The sequence below is a fragment of the Bacillus sp. FSL M7-0558 genome, assembly GCF_038003245.1.
In the GTDB taxonomy this organism is placed as follows: domain Bacteria; phylum Bacillota; class Bacilli; order Bacillales; family Bacillaceae; genus Bacillus; species Bacillus pumilus.
Map to the genome: position 1 here is coordinate 3,698,972 of NZ_JBBOOU010000001.1, position 25,228 is coordinate 3,724,199.

28 protein-coding genes are annotated in these 25,228 nt (G+C 42.2%); 9 read left to right on the top strand and 19 right to left on the bottom strand.

Going from position 1 to position 25,228, the window contains the following annotated elements; translation table 11 throughout:
- Window positions 1-5: 5 nt before the first annotated feature.
- From MHB79_RS18775 to MHB79_RS18790, 4 genes are all read left to right on the top strand, one after another.
- Window positions 6-971: an ABC transporter substrate-binding protein gene (locus MHB79_RS18775; protein WP_340990532.1), complete on the top strand. Its 966-nt coding sequence runs from the start codon at window positions 6-8 to the stop codon at window positions 969-971.
- A 78-nt stretch (window positions 972-1,049) separates the two neighbouring features.
- Window positions 1,050-1,784 carry an alpha/beta hydrolase gene (locus tag MHB79_RS18780; protein WP_137054095.1) on the top strand — a complete coding sequence of 245 codons (735 nt, stop codon included), beginning with the start codon at window positions 1,050-1,052 and terminating at the stop codon, window positions 1,782-1,784.
- Between the two features lie 72 nt (window positions 1,785-1,856).
- Window positions 1,857-2,003, top strand: coding sequence for a YycC family protein (locus MHB79_RS18785; protein WP_003214589.1), 147 nt, complete (start codon window positions 1,857-1,859; stop codon window positions 2,001-2,003).
- 22 nt (window positions 2,004-2,025) lie between these two features.
- The gene (locus MHB79_RS18790; RefSeq protein ID WP_003214688.1) at window positions 2,026-3,240 is read left to right on the top strand and encodes a CynX/NimT family MFS transporter; all 1,215 of its coding nucleotides are present in this window, start codon (window positions 2,026-2,028) and stop codon (window positions 3,238-3,240) included.
- A gap of 40 nt (window positions 3,241-3,280) precedes the next feature.
- Here MHB79_RS18790 and rplI read toward each other — a convergent pair whose 3' ends face one another.
- From rplI to MHB79_RS18805, 3 genes are read right to left on the bottom strand one after another with little or no spacing between them, the layout of a single operon-like run.
- Entirely contained in the window at window positions 3,281-3,730 is a 450-nt protein-coding gene (gene rplI, locus MHB79_RS18795) for a 50S ribosomal protein L9 (RefSeq protein ID WP_044139055.1), read from the bottom strand.
- Complete coding sequence (locus tag MHB79_RS18800; RefSeq protein ID WP_003214961.1) at window positions 3,727-5,706, bottom strand: DHH family phosphoesterase; 1,980 nt, start codon at window positions 5,704-5,706, stop codon at window positions 3,727-3,729. Before MHB79_RS18800 ends, rplI begins: the two co-directional genes overlap by 4 nt.
- 30 nt (window positions 5,707-5,736) lie before the next feature.
- A complete protein-coding gene (locus MHB79_RS18805) occupies window positions 5,737-6,675 on the bottom strand; it encodes a YybS family protein (RefSeq protein WP_226804541.1) in 939 nt (312 codons plus the stop codon).
- Between the two features lie 302 nt (window positions 6,676-6,977).
- On the opposite strand from MHB79_RS18805, the gene MHB79_RS18810 reads away from it, so the two are divergent.
- Window positions 6,978-7,907, top strand: coding sequence for a manganese-dependent inorganic pyrophosphatase (locus tag MHB79_RS18810; protein ID WP_050944664.1), 930 nt, complete (start codon window positions 6,978-6,980; stop codon window positions 7,905-7,907).
- 44 nt (window positions 7,908-7,951) lie between these two features.
- On the opposite strand, the gene MHB79_RS18815 is transcribed toward MHB79_RS18810, so the two are convergent.
- The 3 genes from MHB79_RS18815 to MHB79_RS18825 form a co-directional block, all read right to left on the bottom strand.
- Entirely contained in the window at window positions 7,952-8,809 is an 858-nt protein-coding gene (locus MHB79_RS18815; RefSeq protein ID WP_050944665.1) for a DUF3298 and DUF4163 domain-containing protein, read from the bottom strand.
- Window positions 8,810-9,304, bottom strand: a complete 495-nt coding sequence (locus MHB79_RS18820; protein WP_050944666.1) for an RNA polymerase sigma factor — start codon at window positions 9,302-9,304, stop codon at window positions 8,810-8,812. It abuts the gene before it with no gap.
- 148 nt (window positions 9,305-9,452) lie between these two features.
- Entirely contained in the window at window positions 9,453-10,109 is a 657-nt protein-coding gene (locus MHB79_RS18825; RefSeq protein ID WP_050944667.1) for a hypothetical protein, read from the bottom strand.
- A gap of 194 nt (window positions 10,110-10,303) precedes the next feature.
- Here MHB79_RS18825 and katX point away from each other — a divergent pair, with 194 nt between their 5' ends.
- A complete protein-coding gene (gene katX, locus MHB79_RS18830; RefSeq protein ID WP_408732769.1) occupies window positions 10,304-11,803 on the top strand; it encodes a catalase KatX in 1,500 nt (499 codons plus the stop codon).
- A gap of 48 nt (window positions 11,804-11,851) precedes the next feature.
- On the opposite strand, the gene wrbA is transcribed toward katX, so the two are convergent.
- The 10 genes from wrbA to MHB79_RS18880 form a co-directional block, all read right to left on the bottom strand.
- On the bottom strand, window positions 11,852-12,520 hold the full coding sequence (gene wrbA / locus MHB79_RS18835; RefSeq protein ID WP_034620302.1) for an NAD(P)H:quinone oxidoreductase: 669 nt from the start codon (window positions 12,518-12,520) through the stop codon (window positions 11,852-11,854).
- Window positions 12,521-12,538: 18 nt separating this feature from the next.
- Window positions 12,539-13,147, bottom strand: a complete 609-nt coding sequence (locus MHB79_RS18840) for an alpha/beta hydrolase (protein ID WP_034620304.1) — start codon at window positions 13,145-13,147, stop codon at window positions 12,539-12,541.
- On the bottom strand, window positions 13,144-14,115 hold the full coding sequence (locus MHB79_RS18845) for a ring-cleaving dioxygenase (protein ID WP_445661258.1): 972 nt from the start codon (window positions 14,113-14,115) through the stop codon (window positions 13,144-13,146). Before MHB79_RS18845 ends, MHB79_RS18840 begins: the two co-directional genes overlap by 4 nt.
- A 191-nt stretch (window positions 14,116-14,306) precedes the next feature.
- On the bottom strand, window positions 14,307-15,824 hold the full coding sequence (locus MHB79_RS18850) for an ABC transporter permease/substrate-binding protein (protein WP_226804546.1): 1,518 nt from the start codon (window positions 15,822-15,824) through the stop codon (window positions 14,307-14,309).
- Window positions 15,817-16,782, bottom strand: a complete 966-nt coding sequence (locus MHB79_RS18855) for an ABC transporter ATP-binding protein (protein WP_340990540.1) — start codon at window positions 16,780-16,782, stop codon at window positions 15,817-15,819. The genes MHB79_RS18850 and MHB79_RS18855 overlap by 8 nt, the downstream gene beginning before the upstream one ends.
- A gap of 210 nt (window positions 16,783-16,992) precedes the next feature.
- Window positions 16,993-17,232: a 30S ribosomal protein S18 gene (gene rpsR, locus MHB79_RS18860; protein WP_008347556.1), complete on the bottom strand. Its 240-nt coding sequence runs from the start codon at window positions 17,230-17,232 to the stop codon at window positions 16,993-16,995.
- A 40-nt stretch (window positions 17,233-17,272) separates the two neighbouring features.
- Entirely contained in the window at window positions 17,273-17,818 is a 546-nt protein-coding gene (gene ssbA, locus MHB79_RS18865) for a single-stranded DNA-binding protein SsbA (RefSeq protein ID WP_003215157.1), read from the bottom strand.
- Between the two features lie 36 nt (window positions 17,819-17,854).
- The gene (gene rpsF / locus MHB79_RS18870) at window positions 17,855-18,142 is read right to left on the bottom strand and encodes a 30S ribosomal protein S6 (RefSeq protein ID WP_003215073.1); all 288 of its coding nucleotides are present in this window, start codon (window positions 18,140-18,142) and stop codon (window positions 17,855-17,857) included.
- A 108-nt stretch (window positions 18,143-18,250) separates the two neighbouring features.
- A complete protein-coding gene (ychF, locus tag MHB79_RS18875) occupies window positions 18,251-19,351 on the bottom strand; it encodes a redox-regulated ATPase YchF (protein WP_003214682.1) in 1,101 nt (366 codons plus the stop codon).
- Window positions 19,352-19,567: 216 nt separating this feature from the next.
- A complete protein-coding gene (locus tag MHB79_RS18880; RefSeq protein ID WP_012011910.1) occupies window positions 19,568-19,774 on the bottom strand; it encodes a DUF951 domain-containing protein in 207 nt (68 codons plus the stop codon).
- Between the two features lie 294 nt (window positions 19,775-20,068).
- Between MHB79_RS18880 and MHB79_RS18885 the strand changes: the two genes are divergently transcribed.
- Both MHB79_RS18885 and MHB79_RS18890 read left to right on the top strand, forming a co-directional pair.
- Window positions 20,069-21,388 (top strand): hydrolase, encoded by a 1,320-nt coding sequence (locus MHB79_RS18885; protein ID WP_268459988.1) that lies wholly within the window; start codon window positions 20,069-20,071, stop codon window positions 21,386-21,388.
- A 15-nt stretch (window positions 21,389-21,403) separates the two neighbouring features.
- The gene (locus MHB79_RS18890) at window positions 21,404-21,814 is read left to right on the top strand and encodes a hypothetical protein (protein ID WP_340990542.1); all 411 of its coding nucleotides are present in this window, start codon (window positions 21,404-21,406) and stop codon (window positions 21,812-21,814) included.
- A 25-nt stretch (window positions 21,815-21,839) separates the two neighbouring features.
- Here MHB79_RS18890 and MHB79_RS18895 read toward each other — a convergent pair whose 3' ends face one another.
- Window positions 21,840-22,895 carry a YkvI family membrane protein gene (locus MHB79_RS18895; protein ID WP_106030161.1) on the bottom strand — a complete coding sequence of 352 codons (1,056 nt, stop codon included), beginning with the start codon at window positions 22,893-22,895 and terminating at the stop codon, window positions 21,840-21,842.
- 72 nt (window positions 22,896-22,967) lie between these two features.
- On the opposite strand from MHB79_RS18895, the gene yyaC reads away from it, so the two are divergent.
- Entirely contained in the window at window positions 22,968-23,594 is a 627-nt protein-coding gene (gene yyaC, locus MHB79_RS18900; RefSeq protein WP_003215235.1) for a spore protease YyaC, read from the top strand.
- Between the two features lie 25 nt (window positions 23,595-23,619).
- On the opposite strand, the gene MHB79_RS18905 is transcribed toward yyaC, so the two are convergent.
- Both MHB79_RS18905 and soj read right to left on the bottom strand, forming a co-directional pair.
- A complete protein-coding gene (locus MHB79_RS18905) occupies window positions 23,620-24,474 on the bottom strand; it encodes a ParB/RepB/Spo0J family partition protein (protein WP_340990544.1) in 855 nt (284 codons plus the stop codon).
- Entirely contained in the window at window positions 24,467-25,228 is a 762-nt protein-coding gene (gene soj, locus MHB79_RS18910; RefSeq protein WP_034620351.1) for a sporulation initiation inhibitor protein Soj, read from the bottom strand. The genes MHB79_RS18905 and soj overlap by 8 nt, the downstream gene beginning before the upstream one ends.

Sequence of the window (25,228 nt, forward strand, 5' to 3'; positions counted from 1 at the left end):
AACAAATGAAAAAATGGTTAGCATTGCTTATCCTTTGTATCATGACGATCATCACAGCTGCCTGTGGTGCTGCAGAAAATAAACCTGCTTCAAACACAACCAAAAGCAAGTCAGCTGAAATAGCAGAAACAAACATCAATTACTTAGATCAAACGTACAAACTCAAAACGCCAGTGAAACGAATTGTCATTGCTGGAAGCCTAGAATCAATGGAAGATGCCAAATTACTTAATATCGAGCCTATTGGTGCTTCTACAGTAGGCGGCACATTCCCTGAATTATTTAAAGACATCACAGCGAAAACAGAAGGCATCGGTGAAAAAACGGAACCGAATCTAGAAAAAATCTTAAAACTAAAACCAGACGTGATACTCGGATCAACAAAGTTTCCACCTGCAACAATTAAAAAATTGGATAAAGTCCAAACAACGATCCCAGTATCCCATGTCTCTTCTGACTGGGAAAGCAATCTTTTATTGCTCGGTACACTTACTGGAAAAAGTGAAGAAGCGAAAAACATCATTTCTGATTATCAGAAAGACCTCAAACAAGCGAAAGAAACCCTGAAAGACAAAAGCAGCAACAAAACAGCTGTCATTTTACGCATTAGACAAGGCGACCTGTACGTGTACCCTGAAGACGTATACTTCAACTCTACCTTATATGGGGACTTAGGATTTACAGCACCAAGTGATATCAAAAAAGCCAAAGCACAAGCATTGATTTCATTGGAGCGCCTGGGCGAACTCAATCCTGACTATATTTTCGTTCAGTTCTCTAAAGAGGAAAACTCATCGAAACCTAACGCATTAAAGGACTTAGAGGAAAATAAAATTTGGACAAGCCTAAAAGCTGTGAAAAATGGGCACATCAATGAAAATGTCGTTGATCCTATGCTTCAAGGAGGAACTGCACTAAGCAAAACAACCTTCCTTGATAAGGCCGTCAAATGGTTAGAGAAAAACAACTAAAAAAAGAAGACAAAGGGTTAATGTTTAGCCCTTTGTCTTCTTTTCAGCTTATTTGAGAATCTTGAGGAGTGAATACATATGAACGGAACGTTTCTATATGACGAGTTTAACGGGCGTCAGCTTGATATTTACGTTCCACAGGACACCTCTATTAATGTTCCAGCTGTCTTTGTACAAGATGGCTCTTCTTTGTTTAGAACACACCTGCTAGAGATCGAAAGACTGATCGAAGCCAAAACCATCTCTCCAATCATCATTGTCGGCATACACCCCTTCAATCGACTTGACGAGTATACACCATGGAAGGCGTCATCACTGCACTCTGGGTTTCCTGACTTTAAAGGCGAGGCACAGACGTATGTGTCATTTTTAGCGAATGACTTGCTCCCATATATCAAAAGAAAATATCCAGTCAAACAGACCTGTCATGAACATAGTCACATAGGTGCTTCATTAGGTGGGCTATTTGCAATTTATACTTTATTGATGTACCCTGCTCTTTTTAAAAACATCGCATCTATCTCTGGGTCATTTTGGTATCAAGATTTTCTGCCGTTTGCTAAACAACAAAGCATTCAGTATGTGGATCACCTTATTTATTTGTCTGTGGGCAGTGAAGAAGGTAAAGGCAAAACATCTGCTCAACAGCACATGTCTTTATTCAATAAACAACTACATGATCTTTTATTACAGAAAGGGATGCAGGAATGGCAGCTGCACTATCACATCGAACAAGGGGAGGGCCATCATCTGAAACAATTTCAAAAAAATTTCTTATCAGCCCTAAAGTGGTTTTATCAAAGAGAACTCTAATTTTTTATCTGCATGGCACAAAGCCGATATGATATATTGGAACCTATAGATTGAAAGAGGAGGGATTTGCGTATGAGACCATTACAAATCTCAGCCGATACGGCACAAAAACTTGCGGCATCACTCAATGTACCCATTGAACAAATCATGCATATGCCGCAGCATATCTTAATCGCTAAACTAGCAGAACTTGAACAGAAGAAAGATCGTTCTTCTTAAAGAAATAAAGGAGTTTACATTCATGGAACAACAACTAGAACAATCAACATTACATCCCCGCAGCAAGGGACAAACCATCCTGCTGATTGCTGGGATTTTACTCATTGCATTTAACCTGCGGCCTGCCATTACGTCCGTCGGCCCTCTCATCGGCGCCATTCGTTCCGATTTGCAGCTTTCAAATGGACTTGCGGGTTTTCTCACCACTTTACCACTGCTCTCATTCGCATTGCTTTCTCCAATTGCACCTAAAATCGGAAAGCGTCTTGGCAATGAACGAACCCTTTGGCTTGGGCTTGCTGTCCTTCTATTTGGGATTGTGATTCGCTCGTTTGGCTCGATCACCTTCTTAATGGTGGGAACCGCGCTTGTCGGTGTCGGGATTGCGATATGTAATGTGCTTTTACCAGGGCTTGTGAAGCATAAATTTCCTGCACATGCTGGTTTGATGACGAGCGTGTATACGACTTCGATGTCCGTCTTTGCGGCACTTGCATCAGGTGTCAGTGTTCCGCTCAGCCATGCAATGCCTGGCGGCTGGAATACTTCATTCCTCGTATGGGCTGGCCTTGCACTTCTCGCGATGATGGTCTGGGCGCCGCAGCTTCTTCATCAGAACACAGCGGCCGTCAAAAGCATTTCGCTCACAGAGCAGCCGATATGGCGTTCGCGTGTCGCATGGCAGGTGACCTTTTTTATGGGCTTGCAGTCATTCCTTTTTTATAGCAGCATCGCCTGGTTTCCTGATATTTTAACATCACATGGAATGAACCTGTCGACAGCCGGCTGGATGCTGTCCATTATGCAGTTTGCTGGGCTGCCATCCACCTTTTTAACGCCTGTTTTCGCGGAAAAATTAAAAACACAAAGACCGCTTGTCTTGGGCCTTGTCCTTGTGTATTTACTTGGCATGATTGGGCTTCTTCTCGGAGGATCGACGCCTATTCTTGTGATCTCTGTTTTATTGATCGGCATTGGACAAGGTGCCAGCATCAGTCTGGCGCTCACTTTTATCGGATTACGGACGACCAATATGGAGCAAGCCGCTGCCCTTTCCGGAATGGCGCAGTCTCTCGGTTATTTATTAGCCGCCGTTGGTCCTTTCATGATCGGTATCCTTTTTGATCTCACACATACATGGACGCCATCCATTATCATCTTTATCATCATCCTATTTTTCATGTTTATATCCGGTATGCGAGCCGGACGAAGCGTCTATATTTCAGATCCATCATAAAAAAAGAACCCGCCTCCTCATGAGACGGGTTCTTTTCGGTTTATGCTTGTTCTGTCACGTGTACCTTTAATGTTGCTTGTACCTCTGGATGAAGCTTCACCGGTACATTTGTGTAACCTAATGCACGGATGGCGTCATTCAGCTCGATTTTGCGCTTATCGACTTTGATTTGATGATCTTTTTGCAATTTATCAGCAATTTGTTTGCTTGTAATAGATCCAAACAGACGGCCGCCTTCACCTGATTTTGCTGTTAGTTCCACTGTTAGCGCCTCAAGTGTTTCTTTTAATTGTTTCGCTTGTTCAAGCTCTTGGATGGCATTCTTTTTCTCTTTGTTCTTCTGCCCTTCCAATGCGCTTAGGTTCGTTGGGTTTGCTTCAACTGCTAACCCTTGTTTGATGAGAAAGTTGTGAGCGTATCCGTCAGCTACATTCTTGACTTCGCCTTTTTTCCCTTTGCCTTTTACGTCTTTTAGAAAGATGACTTTCATCTTTGAACCCCTCCTTCGAAATATTCATCAATGGCAGCTTTTAACTGCTCTACCGCTTCTTCAATGGTTATACCATACATTTGGGTGGCAGCGTTAGTTAAATGACCGCCGCCATCTAACGCTTCCATGATAATTTGGACGTTGATATCTCCTAATGATCTCGCACTAATGCACACCGTGTTGTCATCTCGTCTAGCGACAGCAAAGGACGCTTCTACCTCACTCATTGACAACAGGGAATCTGCCGTCTGGGCAATCGTGATTTGATCATAATACTCCGAGCTGTCTGACGGTAATGAAGCAATCGCCACCTGATTTTGATACAGATCTGTATGCTGAATGAGCTTTGCCCGTTTGATGTAATGATCGACGGTCTCTTTTAGGAATTTTTGCACAAGGACAGGATCTGCCCCCTTTGCACGAAGATAGGATGCTGCATCAAACGTTCTTGATCCCGTTCTCAGCGAGAAACTCTTCGTATCAACGATGATCCCTGCGAGAAGCGCAGTAGCTTCAATCATGTTAATGCGCAATTTCTTCGGCTGATACTCTAAAAGCTCTGTCACAAGCTCTGCTGTGGATGAAGCATACGGCTCCATATAGACAAGTAATGGGTCACGGATAAACTCCTCGCCGCGTCTATGATGGTCAATGACCACGATATTTTCAATTTTATTGAGTAGTCGTTCTTCCATGACGAGAGACGGTTTATGTGTATCCACGACCACAAGCAGCGTGTCATCCTTCGCAAGCTCCATGGCTTCCTCTGGGGTGATAAAACGTGACCAAAGATCTTCATAATTCTTAATTTCACTAATCAAACGTTGAACACTGTCCCCAATCTGGTTGGCATCAATGACAATATAGCCTTCTTTCCCATTAGCCTGGGCGACCTTTAAAATCCCAATGGATGCACCGATTGAGTCCATGTCTGGGAACTTATGCCCCATAATCATGACATTTCCGCTTTCAGAAACAATTTCTTTTAAAGCATGAGAAATGACTCGTGCGCGTACACGTGTCCGTTTCTCCATTGGATTCGTTTTCCCGCCGTAGAATTTCACTTTTCCATTCGGCTGCTTAATGGCTACCTGATCCCCGCCTCGTCCGAGGGCAAGATCAAGACTCGACTGCGCAAGTGCCCCAAGCTCTTTTAAAGAAGGTACGGATGCACCGATCCCGATACTCAAGGTAAGCGTCGCACTATGCGCTCCTGTTTTCTCACGGACCTCGTCTAGAATAGAGAATTTCGACGCTTCCAGCTCTGCTAAAATGCTCTCATTTAGAACCGCCATAAATCGTTCGGACGAAATTCGCTTCAGGAAAATGCCATATTCCTGTGCCCAATTGTTTAACAGAGACGTCACTTCACTATTAATGGTGCTGCGCACCTGATCGTCAAGACCCTGCGTGACATCATCGTAATTGTCTAAAAAGATATAAGATAACACCGTTCGTTCATTTTCGTACTGTCTTTCAATTTGTACCTGTTCTGTGACATCAAAGAAATATAAAAGGCGCTCTGACCGTTTAATAATGACTTTGAATTTTCGGTCATTCAGCGTCACATTTTCTGTCTCGACCTCTTGTTTAATAAGAGGCACAATGGACTCGAATGTATCATACAAGGATCTGCCGACAAGCGTGCTTTCATGAAAACACGAAGCGAGAAATGGATTTGTCCATTCGATATAATACTGGTCATTAAACAGCATAATACCAATTGGCATTTCCATTAATGCTTCTTCTCCAACCTTTTTGACTCGATAGGATAATGTTGAAATATATGAATCAATCTCTTTTTGCACTTGCGTATCTGCCCACTTTAAGAAGTAGAGCACACCTGCAAGGACTAAAAGACCAACCGCTCCTATGATCCAATTATAATAAAGGTTGAGGAGGACTGTGACCACCGCAAGGAAAATCAAAGCGATGATCGGATACTTGATGACAGGTTTTCTATAGAAGCTTGGCACTGATATCAACTCCTCAACATTCAGAGTGAATTATTTGTTTTTTACTTTTTCTCTTAAATCAAAGCCTATGTCAGCAATCCCTATAATACGCACAATCACAGCGACTGGCGGATAGAGAACCCCTAACACTATAGCGAAAATGGGCACCGCTTTTGAGATGCTTTTTTCGTGGCAATAATAGAAGATAAAAGAAAATCCCTGAATAAGCACCAGTATAAATAAAATTTGAAACGCACTCGTTTGAACGAGCGATAAAAAGCTGCCTTTTTCCGTCTGAATCAGCATCAAAAGCAGTGTGAGTAAATAATACCATACCATGCTTTTTGGCAGCCGCATATCCTTAAATTTCTTCAAGGCTGGCATGTCTTTGACAAACCGTTTGATCAGAGGCTTCACAAACCAGTGGTTCACGAACGCCGTCAGCGTAACTAACATCAACAGCGCGACAGGTAAAGCACTCAATGCAGCATCCTGCATCTCTCTGAACTGCTTCAGCTGCTTCGCAATGTCCTGCTCAGAAGCGCCGGATTGCTTTAAGACACTCTCTAACATCGGAATCATTTGCTCAATCGACTCTTTCGCGATACCCATGATATCGACTTGAAAAAGCTGAACACTGACAACAAAGGAGATAAGAAAACTAAATAAATAGATCAGCGCACCTGTAATGATGGCATTCCCAGGCTGCCGTCTGCTGTAGAAAACACCCATGCCTAATCCGACAGCAATCAGAATTGGCGCCGTCATGAGTCCATTAATAGATCCAATTAAAAAGCTGATCACTATCCCAATAGCGCCAGCAGCAATTCCTTTTTTCAAGCCGTGCCTGATTGTATAGAGGATGATCGGAATCGGAGCAGCTAGAAAGAAAATAATGGATAATAGCGGCACATACAAATAAAACAGCGTCATGACAGAGAAAATACTGATCATGATAGCGCCCTCTACTAACGCTTTTGTTTGTTTCACACCTTCACCTCTATCTAATCCTTTTACTATATCTTGCTCAATGTGTCCTTCTATGTATACGTACGATGTAAGCTACACCATGTCTTACCCCAACCTTTATTTTACCATAGCGGTAAATCGCAAGTAAAATGCAGGCTATCTTAGGAGCGTTTCACGTGGAACACTGATTTCGATTCGTACATGCAACTTTTCAAACAGCATGTTACAATTTTTTAGATTATTCTTAGCTATAAACCCTGAATTCAAGGTCAAAAGCTGTTAGAATAGAAGCATCATCAATAAATGTAAGAAGGAGAATTCACATGGGAAAAACACTCGTATTCGGACACAAAAACCCTGACACAGACACGATTTGCTCTGCTATCGCTTACGCTGATCTAAAAAACAAAATCGGCGTCGAAGCAGAAGCGGTCAGACTTGGAGAAATCAATGGAGAAACACAATACGCATTAGATTTCTTTAAACAAGAAGCACCTCGTTTCATTGAAACGGCTGCAAACGAAACAAAGCAAGTCATTCTTGTCGATCATAACGAATTCCAACAAAGTGTAAGCGATATTGATCAAGTACAAGTGACTGAGGTCATTGACCATCACCGTATTGCCAACTTTGAAACAAGTGAACCTCTATACTATCGTGCTGAGCCTGTTGGCTGTACAGCAACAATCTTAAACAAAATGTACAAAGAGAACCACGTGAAGATTGAAAAAGAAATCGCTGGTTTGCTTTTATCTGCAATCATTTCTGATTCCTTGCTATTCAAATCACCAACATGCACACAACAAGACATTGATGCTGCGCATGAGCTAGCTGAAATTGCAGGGGTAGATCCAGAAGTTTACGGCCTAGACATGCTAAAAGCTGGCGCTGACCTAAGCCAAAAAACGGTTCAAGAACTAATTACAATTGATGCAAAAGAATTCGCACTAGGCAATAGCAAAGTGGAAATTGCGCAAGTCAATACAGTAGATATCGCAGAAGTTACAGCAAGACAGGCTGATATTGAAGCGAAAATCAATGAAGTCATCGCAGCGAAAGGTCTTGATCTATTCGTTCTAGTGATCACAGACATCCTAGAAAATGACTCTCTTGCACTTGCACTCGGTGCCGAAGCTGCAAAAGTAGAAAAAGCATTTAACGTCACACTTGAAAACAACACCGCTTTACTAAAAGGTGTTGTATCAAGAAAGAAACAAGTCGTACCTGCACTGACAGACGCACTTTCTTCATAAACACAACAAGACTGCTGACATGTTCAGCAGTCTTGTTTCTTCTTTTAATGAATGTACATATCACTTACAAGGACATCCTTTAACACACTTGTTGGAATCGTAAATTCCACTACACCCATGTAACCAGGCGCCACATCATATTCATTAAAGGAAATCACCAGTTTGCCTTTTGAATTGATATAGAAGCTTTGATCTGGCTGAATCTTCTTAAACGGATCAACCGTATCTTGCTTGGTAATCCAATAAATCTTATTTGAATCCTCTTTCATCTGTTTCTTCATTTGGTCTTTAATATTTTCACTAATCACATCAATATAACGGTCATCTTTAAACAAGCTTGGTAATGTAATGAGTACATGATTTTTCTTATCCACCGTATCATACGTCATTTCCTCTGCCGCAGAAGCTTGAGTCGTCACCTTGTATCGACCTAGTGAAAGAATTTGATCATTGTTTGTTCTCACTTCATATCCGCTCTCTACACTTAAATGACCATTTTTATAACCCTTTGTTTCCTTCTCAAAATCTTGATACAGCTTTTTATTTTCAGCTAAATATTTTTGATTCAGGCTGTCTTGTAATTTTCCGTCCCCAAGCCCTGAAACGTGTGGTGTTTTAAGGTCAATATTCGTTCCTTGATCGCTCTTTTTAAATTCTGTGAATGTCACGACTTTCACCAGCTCGCCAATGACAGGTATCTCCGAAATCGCTCTTGCCGCCTGTGGACTGACATTCACAGTCGTGACAAATAGAGCAGCCGCAGCAACAAGTCCGATCGTCCATTGCTGAAAATGAGGTTTTTTGTTTTTTCGTTTTAATGTCCGTTCAACCATAGCATCATATTCCGGCGGAATAGGGATTTCTAAATATTCCTCTTTTAACTGTTCCAAATGCTTATCCATTTATATTTCCTCCTGCGATAATTCTACTTTTAAAAGCCGCAACGCCTTATATAATCTTGTTTTGATGGTGTTTTCGTTTTCTTCGAGAATGTGGGCGATGTCCTCTAGTTTTAAATCTTCAAAGAATCTCAAGATAATGATGACCCGGTACATGTCGGGCAAATCCTCTATGGCTCGTCTGACATCTTGATCTTCATATACATCTGATTCACCCTGTGATAAGAATTCAAGCGTGTCATCGTCTGTCACCTGCACCCGCTTCTTCTTTCGTAAAAAATCTAGGGCAGCATTCACCACGATTTTATAAAACCAGCTATGCATTTTGGTTGCATCCTCTAATCGGTGAACAGATTTGAGTGCTTTATGAATCGCCTCTTGAACGACATCCATCGCATCTTCTGGGTTTTTGACATAACTATAGGACAATCGATAAAAACTGTGTTTATGCTCCATTACGTAATCAGCAAATTGATCCTCAATTTTTCGTTTCTTCATTTTACAAAGAGCTCCTTTATCTTAAATGCGCATCGGTTATTTCTTACAATGGATAGACGCGCACCTTTTGAAAATAGTTTGCGCTCGATTATTTTTTAACATGTCATCCCATTTCCGTTTCTATACAAAAAGAGCGAACCAGACAGGTTCACTCCTTCAAAGCGGATATTGTTTGATGGACAAACTGTTTAAGTGGGGAAAGCGGATGAATGATCGGAATGCCTGTCTCCTTTTCTATCTGCTGTGCCGCATAAACCATCGATAGCTGCATCACGCAAATGTCTCCACTTTTTTTCATACATCTTCTGAGCTGCTTTTTAATTTGCTCCTCATAAGCATGCATGTCACCGTTTAGGCAAAGGTGAAAGATATCCTCCATCACCATAACCTCTGCATCAATCTGTTTGCCGTGCTCTTTTGCATATGATTCAAGCCGCTCCATTGTCCCATCCACTGTATCCGGGTTTGAAAACACAAGTTGAAGAGGCCCTTTTCTCTGACAAATCAGTTCAAATAACGGTTCATCAATCGGAACAATCGGTTGCTTAAAGAGATACTGCTGATCACCCAAGGCGGCAATGTATTGTGTACACGTGAGCAGAATGATGTCGGCTTCATCTTCTTTCATCAATTTGTTGATGGCATAGGTTTGCTGCTTGTGAGGATTAAAATCGGGATCTTGTGTAGCACGTTCTATAAATGATGAATCGACCGTGTGATGCAGCTCAACATCGGTATCACCAAACACCTCTTCTATATAGGACTGATTAGACGGATGGGCATGAAGGCAGTGTAATCGAATCATCAGGTTCGCTCCTCGTGAAAGTTTTCAATCATTATATCAATCCTTGTATGAAATAGGGAGAAAGATGACCATATTGTTAGGGAGATATTGAAGGAGGGATTTAATTGAAAGAAGATCAACACCCTAAACCATCTTCAGAGTCAGAAGACACTTTAACAAATCGGCAAGGTCATCCCGTAACAGACAATCAAAATATGAGAACCGTTGGAAATAGAGGGCCCACTACGCTTGAAAACTACGATTTCCTAGAGAAAATCAGTCATTTTGATCGCGAACGTATTCCTGAACGTGTCGTCCATGCGCGCGGGGCCGGAGCTCACGGTTATTTTGAAGCCTATGGCACATTCGGTGACGAGCCCATTTCCACTTATACAAGAGCGAAATTATTTCAGGAAAAAGGAAAAAAGACTCCTGTTTTCGTTCGTTTTTCTTCTGTCATTCACGGCGGTCATTCGCCAGAAACGTTGCGCGATCCGAGAGGGTTTGCGATTAAATTTTATACAGAAGAAGGCAACTGGGACCTCGTTGGAAACAACCTGAAAATTTTCTTTATCCGAGATGCTTTGAAGTTTCCAGATTTGGTTCATGCCTTTAAGCCTGATCCTGTCACCAATCGGCAGGACGGTGAGCGTATTTTTGATTTCGTTTCGCAATCACCCGAAGCGACGCATATGGTGACATTTCTCTTCTCACCTTGGGGCATCCCAGCAACCTATCGCCACATGCAAGGCTCAGGTGTCCATGCGTACAAATGGGTGAACCATGAAGGAAAAGCAGTTCTGGTCAAATATCACTTTGAACCGAAGCAAGGGATTCGCAACCTGACGCAAGAACAGGCTCAAGCGATACAAGGTGAAAACTTTAATCATGCCACACAGGATTTATATGAAGCCATTGAGCAAGGAGATCATCCTGAATGGGAGGTCTATGCGCAGATCATGGAAGATGATGCCCACCCTCATCTCGATTTTGATCCGCTTGATCCGACAAAGCTTTGGTACAAGGATGACTATCCATGGAAACCGATCGGACGGATGGTATTAAATAAAAATCCAGAAAATTATTTCGCAGAAGTTGAGCAGGTTGCCTTTGGGACTGGCGTTCTCGTAGACGGTTTGGATTTCTCAGATGATAAATTGCTTCAAGGGCGCACCTTCTCTTACTCTGATACGCAGCGATATCGTGTGGGACCGAACTATTTACAGCTGCCGATCAATGCACCGAAAAAGCATGTCGCCACAAATCAAAGAGATGGGCAAATGGAATACCAGGTCGATCAAGGCAAAGGGCAAAATCCTCATGTGAATTATGAACCATCGATCCTCGGCGGATTAAAAGAAGCCATACAGGCTGGAAAGGATCATACGCCTTTTGTAGAGGGTGACGTCAAACGGGAAGCCATTGACCGCCCGAACAACTTCGGACAAGCCGGAGAAACGTATCGCCGCTTCAATGATTGGGAACGTGAGGAATTGATTAAGAACTTAGTCAACACCCTTGCGACCTGTCAAAAAGACATTCAAAAGCAAATGATCGAAAACTTTACAAAGGCAGACCCTGATTACGGAAGGCGTGTCGCTGATGGATTAAAAGCTTTTAAACAAGAGCAGCCAAGCGGACCTATAGGATCTACAGGCGCCGCACAAGCTGTAGACGAAGCGATCAACAACAGCACACCATCAGATCCTTATTAAATAAAAAAGAATGCAGCGCCTGGGCTGCATTCTTTTTGTATTCATTGATTAAGCGTTTTGACCTTTTTTGATCCATTCTGCTACATTGACTGTACGTTTTGCTTGATGTTTTGCAGCAGCTTCTGCGTCCTCTTGGATCTTTCCATTTTGGTCAACAGTGACACTCACGCCGTAAGGGTTGCCCCCTGCACCGTATAATGAGTCATCTGTGTATCCAGGAGCGGCAATAATCGCTCCCCAGTGGAACATCGTTGTGTAAAGACTGAGAATGGTCTGCTCCTGCCCGCCATTTGGGTTTTGTGCAGAGGTCATCGCACTCACTGCTTTGTTTGCCAATTTCCCTTGGAACCATAAGCCGCCAGTTGTGTCTAAGAATTGCTTCATTTGAGCCGGTAGGTTACCAAAACGTGTTGGCATGCTAAAGATGATGGCATCTGCCCACTCTAAATCACTTAATTGAACCTCTGGAACATCCTTTGTTTCGTCTAAATGTGCTTTCCATGCTGGATTTGATGCTACAACTGCTTCTGGTGCCAATTCAGCAACCTTTAATACTTTCACTTCAGCGCCAGCTTCTTTCGCTCCAGCCTCTGCCCATTTTGCCATCTGATAGTTTGTACCTGTTGAACTATAATAAATAATTGCTAATTTTACGTTTTCCATTTGTTCCATCTCCTTTTGTTTGGTTTGCCCAAAAAGCTTCTGTAAAAATCCCATCTATATTCCCTACCTTCATTAAAATTGACGACGATACCATAATGCCGCAGCATCGACTTCTTCTCTCGTTAGCTGATGTCCGCGATTTTCCCAATGTAGTGTGACCGAAGCGCCTGCGCCTTGCAGCAATTGCTCAAGCTCCTGTGATTCCTCTGGACGGCACATTGGGTCATTTTCACCAGCTGCGATAAAGACTTGTTTCCCCGCCAATGAAGGCAATGAAACTCCGCGTCTTGGAACCATTGGATGATGCAGAATCGCTCCTTTTAACGCATCCTCGTAATGGAATAAAAGACTTCCTGCAATGTTCGCCCCATTGGAATATCCGAGAGCGACGACATTGTGACGATCGAACCCATATTCATCTGCTGCTTCTCCGATAAATGTATACAGTTCCTCTGTCCGCTCAATTAAATCCTGCTCATCGAAAACACCCTCTGCTAAACGTCTGAAAAAGCGCGGCATACCGTTTTCCAACACATTCCCTCTCACACTAAGAACGGATGCGTCAGCATCTACTAAATCGGCAAGCGGCAATAAATCTTCTTCCGTCCCGCCAGTACCATGCAGTAATAACAAAACAGGTCTTTGTTCATTCTTTCCTTTTCGAAAAAGATGTTTCATCATAAATCTCCTTTCCCTTTGATTTCTCTTACCTCAATAGGCAGTACAATTTGTTCAATCTGACTGCGCTGCGCCTCATATTGCGGTGGCAGTTTCAATGCTTCACCCATTGTTTCCACTGATTCGTCGTGTGCAAACCCTGGAGGATCAGTCGCAATTTCAAATAATATGCCGCCAAGCTCTCTAAAATAAATGGCATTGAAGTAATTTCGATCTTGCACAGGTGTCACTTGATACCCGCTTTGCGCAATATGTCTTTGCCAATCTAATTGATCCTGATCATCTGTCGCTCTCCATGCAATATGATGCACAACCCCAACACCCATACGTCCGCGTGCAACAGGTGTCTTGTTCACATCAATGACATTGCCTATCTCACCAAACGAACGAAATCTCACATAGTCTTCTTCTGCTCCGACTCGTTCAAAACCCATTGTTTGTTCGAGCAGCTGCATCGTTTGCTCAGGCTGTGATGTTAACAAAACAGCTCCGCCAAATCCTTTGATCGCGACATCTGATGTGACTCCGTTAAATGTCCAATCATTTTGTTTCCCTTCCGCACGCTCTACAAGCTCAATCAACAAGCCGTGTGGATCTTCAAGTGAGAGAAAGGCTTCATCAAAGCGTTCGACCATTTCATAAGAAATATCAAATTGCTCAAGACGTTCCTTCCAGAAAGAGAAAGCGCCTGGCGGTACGACATATGTCGTCACGCCCACTTGACCTGCACCAATTTGTCCCTTTTGTGCACCTGGCCAAGGGAAAAACGTGATAATCGTTCCCGGAGATCCTCCTTCATTTCCAAAATATAAATGGTAAGTGCCTGGATCATCAAAATTCACGGTCTTCTTCACGAGACGAAGTCCTAAAACACCTGCATAAAAATCAACGTTCTCCTGAGGATGCCCTACAATTGCAGTGATATGGTGAATTCCTTCTGTTTTCTTCACTTCTAATGACCTCCTAATCATGAAGTAACAAGCCTCTATTCATTATGTCTTTACTGACGTCTTTATATTATCTCGAATTCGAGATATTAAACCAAAAAAATATATTTATCTCGAATTAAGGATATGATGTTTTTAAATAAAAGTCAACGATTTTTGTTTTTCCTTTTAAAAAAGCAGGTCTGCTTTTGCATAACAAACCTGCTCTTCCTTGATTATTGCAGTAATTTTTTCTTTTTTAAATAGGCTTTCGCTACCTGAAATGCATCCTTACCTTTCACATTCACTTCATAATTCATTTCTCTCATCTCATCGTCTGTGATTTGACCACTGAGCTTATTGAGAGAAGCCTCAATCTCAGGGTACTCCGTTAATGTCTCCTGCCTTAACAGCGGTGCTCCTTGATATGGCGGGAAAACATGCTGATCATCATCAAGCACCTTTAATTTGTATTGCCTCAATTCACTGTCTGTCGAATACGCATCGACTAAATTGATATCTCCTTTTTGAATTGCTCGATACCGAAGCTTCGGTTCCATCGTCACTACATCATCAAAGGAAAATTGATAGGTCTTTTGAATACCTCGATACCCGTCCTGTCGATCAGAAAATTCTAAGGTGAATCCAGCCTTTATGCGATTCTTGATTTTAGCTAGATCAGAAATATTGGATACATCATATTGATCAGCCAGCGACTGAGGCACGGCTAAAGCATACGTATTGTTGTAAGCCATCGGCTCAAGAAGGCGGAGCTGAAAGGATGATTCCAAACCGCGCCGCGCTTGCTCATACACTTTTTCTTTATCTGTGCTTTTCGCTGTTTGTTTAAGGAACTCAGAAATTGCAGTACCCGTAAACTCAGGATAAATGTCAATATCACCAGAACGTAAAGCTTGAAAAACAAAAGACGTCTTGCCAAGACCAGGCTTAAGATTGACTTGAATATCCGTATCCTGTTCAATTAAAAGCTTATACATCGAGATCAGAATTTCAGGCTCTGATCCTAGCTTTCCACCGATGGTGATTTCTTTTTTTTCTTGTTGAAAAAGTGCTGGGCCCGCGACAATAGCTCCTGCAATCACAGCAAAAACCGTCACAGAAATCACAGTCTTTTTAAAAGAAATTTTCTCAAACGTACGCAACACCACATCAAATAAGAGTGCGAGTAAGGCTGCTGGTATAGCGCCAATGACAATGAGTGACATATCATTTCGGTCAATTCCCAGCAAAATCAGACTTCCTAATCCCCCAGCTCCGATCAGTGCGGCAAGTGTGGCAGTTCCCACAATGAGAACCATCCCGGTTCGGATACCTGCCATGATGACTGGCATGGCCAGAGGCAGCTCTACTTTTAATAATCGTTTGCGGTGATTCATTCCCATGGCAAGCGCCGCTTCCCTCAGGGAAGGATCGACCTCCTGAATACCTGTATATGTATTTCTTAAAATAGGGAGTAGGGCATAAACGACAAGCGCAATAATCGCAGGCACTTGCCCAATCCCAACGAGAGGAATCAGCAAGCCAAGCAGCGCAAGCGACGGGATTGTTTGCAAGACCGCCGTCACCCCAATCACCCATTCTGCAAGCTTTGGCACCCTCGTTAAATAGATACCTAAGGGAATGGCAATCAAAATGGCTAAAAATAAAGCAATAAACGAAATTTGAATATGCTCAAGCAAGGCGTGTCCCAATTGTTCTTTTCGATCCAATAACACACTGATCCAATCATTCATGTGACTCGCCTCTCTCTCTAGGAGAATCAGCTAAAAACTGAATCATCGCTTGACGATTCACTAGTCCAATTCGCTCCCCATCCTTTTCCACAGCCAATTCCTCATGCTTTGCCAATTGGGATAAGACCTCATCCAGCGTGGCATGTGCTGTGATCGCTTCATAGCCTAAAAGAGACTCATGAGGCATTGGTCTAGCCATGGCCTCTAGCTCAAACGCTTGTTGTCCTACATGGCGAGCAGCACCTGAGACAAACTCCCGAACAAAAGCATTGACTGGGTGTTGAACCAATTCCTCTGGACGACCAATCTGCACCACTTTCCCTTCCTTCATGATACAAATTCGATCACCAAGCCTCATCGCCTCCTGCATATCATGCGTCACGAAAACAATGGTCTTTTGAATACGGCGCTGCAAATCAAGCAGATCATCCTGCAATTTCTCCCTTGTTAATGGATCTAACGCACTAAAGGGTTCATCCATTAGGACAATCTCAGGATCAGCTGCAAGTGCACGTGCCACACCGACACGCTGCTGCTGTCCACCAGATAGCTCTGACGGCTTCCGATGTCGATACATAGCTGGATCAAGCCCAACCATCTGCATCAATTCATCCACTCGCTTATTGATCTCATACCGGCTCCATTGTTTGAGCTCTGGCACCACAGCGATATTTTCTTCAATGGTCATATGAGGAAAAAGAGCAATTTGCTGCAGAACATACCCAATATCCCAGCGCAGTTCATACATATCATAATCGTTTATTTTTTGACCCTTTATGTAAATCTCACCTTCTGTTGAAGAAATGAGACGATTGATCATTTTCAATGTTGTCGTTTTCCCGCTTCCACTAGGTCCAATGAAAACAAAAAACTCACCTTTCTGAATTTCTAAATCAACGGATTCAACGGCATAACGCTCATCTGAAAATTGCATCGATACCTTCCTAAATTCAATCATCTTCCCACGCCCTGACTGCAATTATTTTCTAGACTACCAATATGACAGATCGACCCCATATTTGTATAGAACAAACTGTCACTTTTACTCTCTTTTACATACTTCCCCTAAGGAGCCCGCCAAAAACAGCTCTAGTCAGTTCGGATGAGATCTTCTTGAGACAATAAAAAAAGCGGAGAGCTCGAGGCTCTCCGCTTTTAAGTCAACGACTTACTCACCAGTAACGTATGGAAGTAATGCCATTTGACGTGATTTTTTGATCGCTAATGTCAATTTACGTTGATACTTAGCGCTAGTTCCTGTTACACGACGAGGTAAAATTTTACCACGCTCAGAAACAAACTTTCTAAGAAGATCAACATCTTTGTAATCGATGTGCGTGATACCGTTAGAAGTAAAGAAACATACCTTACGACGTTTCGCACGACCGCCTCTGCGTCCACCTGCCATTTGTTTTCACACCTTTCCTTTAGTCAATTTTTCAGATCAATTAGAATGGCAAATCATCATCGGAGATGTCAATCGGTTTACCATCATTCGCAAATGGGTCATCATTGAAGCTATTTCCCTGATTACGATTTTGTTGGTTGCTTTGATTGCCATATGGATTTTGACTTGGTTCATTTCCGAATGGATTCTGATCGTTTTGGCTACCGCCATAATACTGGCCTCCGCTATTGCCACCGCCGCTGTATCCACCTGAACCAGCACCGCCGCTCTTAGGCTCAAGAAATTGAACACTCTCAGCTTGAACTTCTGTCACGAAGACACGCTGTCCTTGCTGATTTTCATAGTTTCTTGTCTGCAAACGACCGTCTACACCGGCAAGACTTCCTTTTTTCAAGAAATTAGCCACGTTCTCGGCTTGTCTTCTCCAAGTAACACAGTTAATGAAATCGGCTTCACGCTCTCCAGATTGATTCGTAAACGTACGATTCACAGCTAGAGTAAACGTGGCTACAGCCGCACCATTAGGCGTGTAGCGAAGCTCAGGGTCTTTTGTTAGTCTTCCGACCAATACAACACGGTTTAGCATATTGAAAGACCACCTTTAAATATATATTTCAATGATTTATACTTCTTCTTTAACAACAATGTGGCGAATGATATCGTCACTGATCTTAGCTAAGCGGTCAAATTCTTGAACTGCTGCAGCGTCAGATTGAACGTTTACGATTTGGTAGAAGCCTTCACGGAAATCGTTGATTTCGTATGCAAGACGACGTTTACCCCAATCCTTTGTTCCAGTGATCTCCGCACCGTTTGAAGTTAACACGTTATTGAAACGCTCGATAACTGCTTTTTTAGCCTCATCGTCAACTGTTGGGCGGATGATGTACATAACTTCGTACTTTCTCATCTGATTGCACCTCCTTTTGGTCTAAGCGGCCCTATACGGGCAAGGAGCAATAAATTATATTACTCACAATTGTATATTATAACAAATTACTTGGCCTATGACAAGAACCTATACATTAAAACGGAAATGAATGACGTCTCCATCTTTCACTACATATTCTTTACCTTCTAGACGGACTTTTCCAGCCTCTTTTGCAGCAGACATGCTTCCACCAGCAAGTAAATCTTCATATGCAACCGTTTCAGCACGAATAAACCCACGTTCAAAGTCCGTATGAATGATTCCAGCACATTCCGGTGCCTTCATTCCCTTTTTAAACGTCCAAGCGCGTACTTCCTGCTCACCTGCTGTGAAATAAGTAGCTAAACCAAGAAGTGAATAAGATGCTTGAATCAGCTGATCTAGACCTGACTCTTTGATGCCAAGCTCTTCAAGGAACATCTGCTTCTCTTCTCCTTCAAGCTCTGCAATTTCAGACTCGATCTTCGCACATACGACGATGACTTCAGCATTTTCACTAGAAGCAAACTCACGGATTTGCTGCACATATTCGTTGCCGTCATGATCTGCTACTTCATCCTCACTCACATTTGCTACATAAAGAACTGGTTTAGATGTGAGTAAATGAAGCTGTTTCACAAGCTTTTGCTGCTCATCTGTAAATTCTACAGATCTTGCCGATTTCCCAGCTTCAAATGCGTTCATTAGCTTCGACAAAATATCAAATTCAGCTACCGCTTCCTTATCCTTTTGTTTTGCAAGCTTACTCACACGAGCCAAACGTTTTTCAACTGTTTCTAAATCAGCCAAAATCAACTCTAAATTAATGGTTTCGATATCTGACACAGGGTCAACCTTACCTGATACGTGTGTGATGTTATCATCTGCAAAAGCTCTCACCACGTGACAGATCGCATCTACTTGACGAATGTGAGAAAGGAATTTATTCCCTAAACCTTCACCTTTTGAAGCCCCTTTGACAATACCAGCAATATCAGTGAATTCAAAAGCAGTCGGAACTGTCTTTTTCGGCTGCACCAATTCTGTTAGTTTTTGCAAACGTTCGTCTGGAACTTCTACAATTCCGACGTTTGGATCAATGGTACAAAACGGATAGTTAGCAGACTCCGCTCCAGCCTGTGTAATTGCATTAAATAGCGTTGACTTCCCGACGTTAGGTAAGCCAACAATACCAGCTGTTAAAGCCATTCTTTCATCTCCTCTATATCAAACGTGCTCGTTATACTGCGTAATATGAACCTAGAGCAATTATAAGTAGGTTTACATGAAAAGACAAGCTAACCGTTATGCATTATCAATAGAAGAAACATTGCCAAAAAGAATAAATCAATCCTTCAAAACGGGAATTTGCATCTAATTCTTCTATACAAAAGAAGAATTTCATCAAAAAAGCATGAGGCCTACTTAAGCAGTTGGCTCCTCATGCTTGACGAGAATTTTCTTCATTTTTCGTTCAAAGTCTCTTCTTGGGATCATGACGCTATGCCCGCAGCCTTCACATTTAATGCGAATATCCATGCCCAACCGAATCACTTTCCACCGATTGACACCACATGGATGGGGCTTTTTCATTTCAACGACGTCATGTAACCCAAACGCTTTGTCTGCCATCAGCTTTCACCTCTCTTGCTCACTTCATTGAATCTATTGTACAAAAAAACGGCGATGAAGAGCAATGCACAAAGCAAAGACCCTCTTTCAATCGTTCATCCTATTCTTTTTTATAGAAAAAACCCTTCTTTTAGATCATTTTATTTGTGACCAATAGTTACTTAAACTCCGCTTTTTTTCAATATTGTCACAAACACTGTAGGTCAAAAGGTTTTTATTGGTAGAACGCTGTGGTTTTTCCATATTTTTTGATTTATGATATCTGCATAAATGTTATGTGAGGGAGCAGGTACGATGGTCAATCGAAAGGATAGATTAACTGATAAAGAATATAAAATCATATCCGATCATGCTGGAAACATAGACAATTACCAGCAGCACCATACGATAGAAATAGGTCAGCAAACGCTCACTGTCCATGATTTTCTCAAGGTCGATCATCAATTATATGGTTTAACGATGCAGCCTGAACAATCAGACGAGTTCATCGTCGCTTTTCACTGTCCGATGCCAAAGCAAATGCCGGTGACCTCGCCACAAGATGTACACACCGCGGTACAGTCATTGCTCAAAACGGATTATGCCTATCCCATTGAAAGGAAGTCCCTTGATAGCAATCAAGATCATGTCTTTTTTAAAGGGAAGGAATACATAGAGCAAGTCAGCCAGAAGCATCCCAATGCAGGTATCTATCTCACTGGACAAGCCCTTGCCGGTGCTGTTTGTGCTTATGTTGCGACAGAACAGCCAGCTGTCAAAAAAGCCGTTACCTTTGATAGCCCAAATATATGGAGCAGTCTGGCGCCTTCGATTCAGCAGAAAGCGCAGCAAGGTCAATATAAACGGATCTTGACTGAATATATTCAACCTAGTCATTATGTAGGTTTACTCAATCGCCATGATCATGGAGTTGGTCAAGTGAAGTACACCGTACCGCCAAGGCAGCAAGGCGACGCCCAAGAATCCGTTAAATATAAACAAAGAGAAATTGACACCTTTTTAAAATCAGCTTTTGCGTCTATGAATATAGAATGGAACGAATCCTTTGATACAAATGCCTTTTTAGCTCTTATTTCTGGGAGTTTAAAAGGAAATGGGTATTCATTCCACAAAGATGGATCTGCCCGGATTTTAGATGAACAGCTTGATCATAATACAAGTTTTACAGCCTTGCTGTTGCAAGAAATCCATTCTGGACGTGCATATGCACAAAGTGGTCTAGAAATTATCATAAAATCCCATTTACTGAAAAATTCATCCTACGATCTCCAAAGTGTGATTGAACATGAAGTACACACTATATTTGATAAAATCGATGGGATCGATGAAAGTGTAAAAGACGCCGTCCAACATGTAAAACAAGAGCTCAAAGGACTCGTCGGCTTTGGCCACTATGATTTATTAAGTTCAAGTGATGTGGAAGCATTGGTAGAAGAAGTGAGGATGGAACAACATCATTCCTCCTTTTATTCACACGAAAAACAACTGAATGCCCTGTACACCTTGAGAGATTACGAACAAGAACTTTCTTCCCTTTCAAGACATATGTACACAATGGGTGATGATTACGCCAAGGCAGATAGGCGCCTTGCGATGCAAATGGGTATTCATTAAGAAAGGAGTCGCCGCATGATCAATCAAAATAAACCTCCTAGTGACGCCCAGCGTTTCTTGCAAAATGTGAGTACCCGCCGATCCATGTCTGTATTTGAAAATCAATCGGCACCACAAACGCAAACGCAGTCCCCAGAAGAAATAGCCGCAATTCAGGCCCTACGAAGAGAAGGACAGCGAAAAGATCTAAAACGGCTGCTCAAAATGCGACTGCATGACGAATTAGCAAACACTCGCGTGCACTTGGAGTATCAATTGTCTAAAACCGAAGACATGATCAACCAGACGACCATTGTCAAGCAACACATCTTCCAGCATTTAAAGGGACAAGCCATTTCAGAATTAGAGGAACGCCTTCAGCGTCTCAAGCAAATGCCAGTCTATGATGATATCAAAGACGCCATTGACTCTATTCGGATAAAATAAGCACAGCTCTGACAAAGAGAGGTGCTTATTTTATTTTATCAATATAATTTTTAGGGCGAGAAAATATCTTTTTACTTAAAATCGGATATAGCATTAAACAGACAAGCAAATAAAGATTCAGCAAGCTGTATATCGGATACAAGAAAGCAATTAAATCGGCAAACCCAAGAGATGTCAAAGGCGCCATCAACAGAAGCATCACGAACACAACCAGCCAGCGGGGCAATGGTACAAAAGAGAGCATTCGGCTCGATAAACCAAATAAACCTGCCGCTGTCGTCGTATAAATGGCTAGACAAAGGACAACAGTCATAAACACAAACAATGATGTCGGCGCTCCTTCTAATACTGTAAACAAAGGAATGCCTTCTGCTGATAGGCTCCCAGAAATATCAACCAGTATTTCGTTATACACGTACGAGATGACCCCAAAAATCAGGCCACTTAATATACTCGCCACTTTTGCCTCGCCAAGCCCCTTCATTTCTTTTCCAACCGAAGACAGCACTGCGACTACAGATAATATATTCAAAGAAGCAAAGACAATGCTGGCAGGCCAATTGTACTGCTGCCCAAAATCAATCCGCCACATATGATCATGGTTCATATAATAAAAAACAAATGCATAGATGAGCCCCGCCACCAAAATTGGTATAATGAAAGCATTCACAGATAAAAGCCCTTTCACATCCCAGAAAAAAATCATAAATGAAAACAGACAAAATGCACCGATGCCAATCCAAAATGGCACATGATACATCTCGAGTGTCACCCCGCCACCGGCAATCATGACTGTCGTTGTCGTGAATAAATAAAGGACAATTAAAACATCATACACTTTAGCCAGCCATGGACCGACAAGCCGCTCTAGCACTGGCACAAAGTGATCGGCACGTACCTCATAACTGATTTTCAACACCACATAGGTAGACAGCATAAACATCAATGTAAACAGTAGAATGGCTAGTCCACTATCAATGCCAAAAAACTGCCAAATTTCTTGGCCGGAAGCATACCCCGCTCCTATTAAGCTTCCTAAAATTAAAAGCGTCCACCTTGAACCAGCCTTCCACACAATCATCACCTCATAGGTATAGAATTAAGCTTGTTTCCGTATACTGTTACTAACTACTATGACAAGGAAGTGAGACCTATGAATAGCAAGAACGGTCTTTTTTTTAGAAATAGGGTGAAAGAATACGTGTCCCATACGGATACAAACGCCATTCAACAGCTTAAAAGTATTTTATTCTCGCATCTTCAGAAAGCAGGAAAAAGACCCGTTGCCATCGTTTGTATTGGAACAGACCGCTCAACTGGCGACTCTCTAGGTCCACTTGTTGGTACAAAGCTTTCAGGTCTTGATTTGAAAAAGCTTCATGTATATGGAACGCTCTCTGACCCAGTTCATGCGGTCAATTTAAAAGAAAAGCTCGCCGAAATTGAACAAGCTCATAAACATCCGTTTATTGTAGCGATTGATGCCTGTTTAGGAAGAGTGAAAAGTGTAGGCTCCTTCCAAATTGGAGATGGACCGTTAAAGCCTGGAGCAGGTGTACAAAAGGAACTGCCAGAGGTAGGAGATATTCATATTAATGGGATCGTCAATGTGAGCGGCTTTATGGAATACTTCGTTCTCCAAAACACACGCCTTCATCTTGTCATGTCTATGGCCAATACACTTTCTGAAAGTCTATCTCATATTGATCAAATGGATTGGACAAGAGAAAAAAGCCGTTCTCTCTTCGCTCCTATTCAAAATATCACTGGGAGAATATAAAAAAGACCATCTCGTATCAAGATGGTCACTCTGATGATTCTCTCGTAGAAAGCAATTCGAGAATTCTTTCTAAATCTTCGTTGGAGAGAAATTCAATCTCTATTTTTCCTTTTTTCTTCTGTTTCTTGATCGACACTGAAGTGCCAAAGTAGTTTTGTAAGAAAGACTCTCTTTCTTTCAACACTCGATCCTTTGGTGCTTCTTTTTTCTTTGTTTCACGTGGAACATTTTCGTTTAATTGCTGAACAAGTTTCTCAACCTGACGGACGTTTAACCCCTCGTCCACAATTTTCTTTATCAATGGCGCCAGCTTATTTTTGTTTTTCAAGCTAAGCAATGTTCTTCCATGACCCATCGATAACTTTCCATCTGCAATCAGCTTTTGTACTTCATCCGGTAAAGTCAAAAGACGGAGATGGTTCGCAATATGCGGTCTGCTCTTCCCTAATCGCTTCGCTAATTCCTCTTGCGTCACACTTAAGTGATCTAGTAAGGAAGCATAGGCTTCCGCTTCTTCTAATGGAGATAAATCCTCGCGTTGCAGATTTTCTAAAAGGGCAATCTCTCTCATCAGCGTTTCTGAAAATTCTCTGACGATCGCAGGAATCGTTGTCAGACCAGCTTGTTGTGCTGCACGGAAACGACGTTCACCTGCTACAATGTCATATCCTTTAATCGATTTACGGACAATGATTGGCTGTAAAACACCGTGCTGCTGAATGGATTCTTTGAGATCAGACAATGCATCTTCATCAAACGTTTTTCTTGGCTGATACGGGTTTGGACGCAAATCCTTTATTTTGATTTCTTCAACCGTTTCTTCATTTGAGTCTACAGTGTTAAATAGTGCATTAATACCCTTTCCAAGACCTTTAGCCATTCGCATCCACTTCCTTTGCTAAGTCTAAATAGACATCTGCACCTCTTGAACGTGGATCATACAAGATAATCGGTTTCCCATGACTAGGCGCTTCACTCAGTCTTACATTTCGCGGAATCACGGTCTGATAGACTTTATCTCTAAAGTATTTCTTCACTTCTTCGATGACTTGAATCCCAAGATTTGTTCGTGCATCAAGCATTGTCAGCAAGACACCTTCAATGGCGAGATCCGTATTTAAATGTTTTTGCACGAGACGAACGGTGTTTAACAACTGGCTCAATCCTTCAAGCGCATAATATTCGCACTGTACCGGGATTAAAACGGAATCGGATGCTGTTAACGCATTAATCGTCAGTAATCCGAGTGATGGCGGGCAGTCAATAATCATATAATCATAATTTTGCTTAACAGATTCAAGTGCTCTCTTCAATCTCACTTCACGTGAAATCGTAGGCACAAGCTCTATTTCAGCCCCTGCAAGCTGTATTGTCGCAGGAATGACATCAAGATTTTCGACCTCTGTCGTCTTAATCACATCAAGAACATCTGCATCATCAACTAAAATATCGTACACGCACTTCTCTACGTCGGCCTTCTCAATCCCAATACCACTCGTGGCATTGCCCTGCGGATCAATATCAACTAACAACACTCGTTTACCTATGTATGCTAAACACGCACTCAAATTAACAGAAGTTGTCGTCTTCCCGACGCCGCCCTTCTGGTTGGTAATCGCTATGATTTTTCCCAC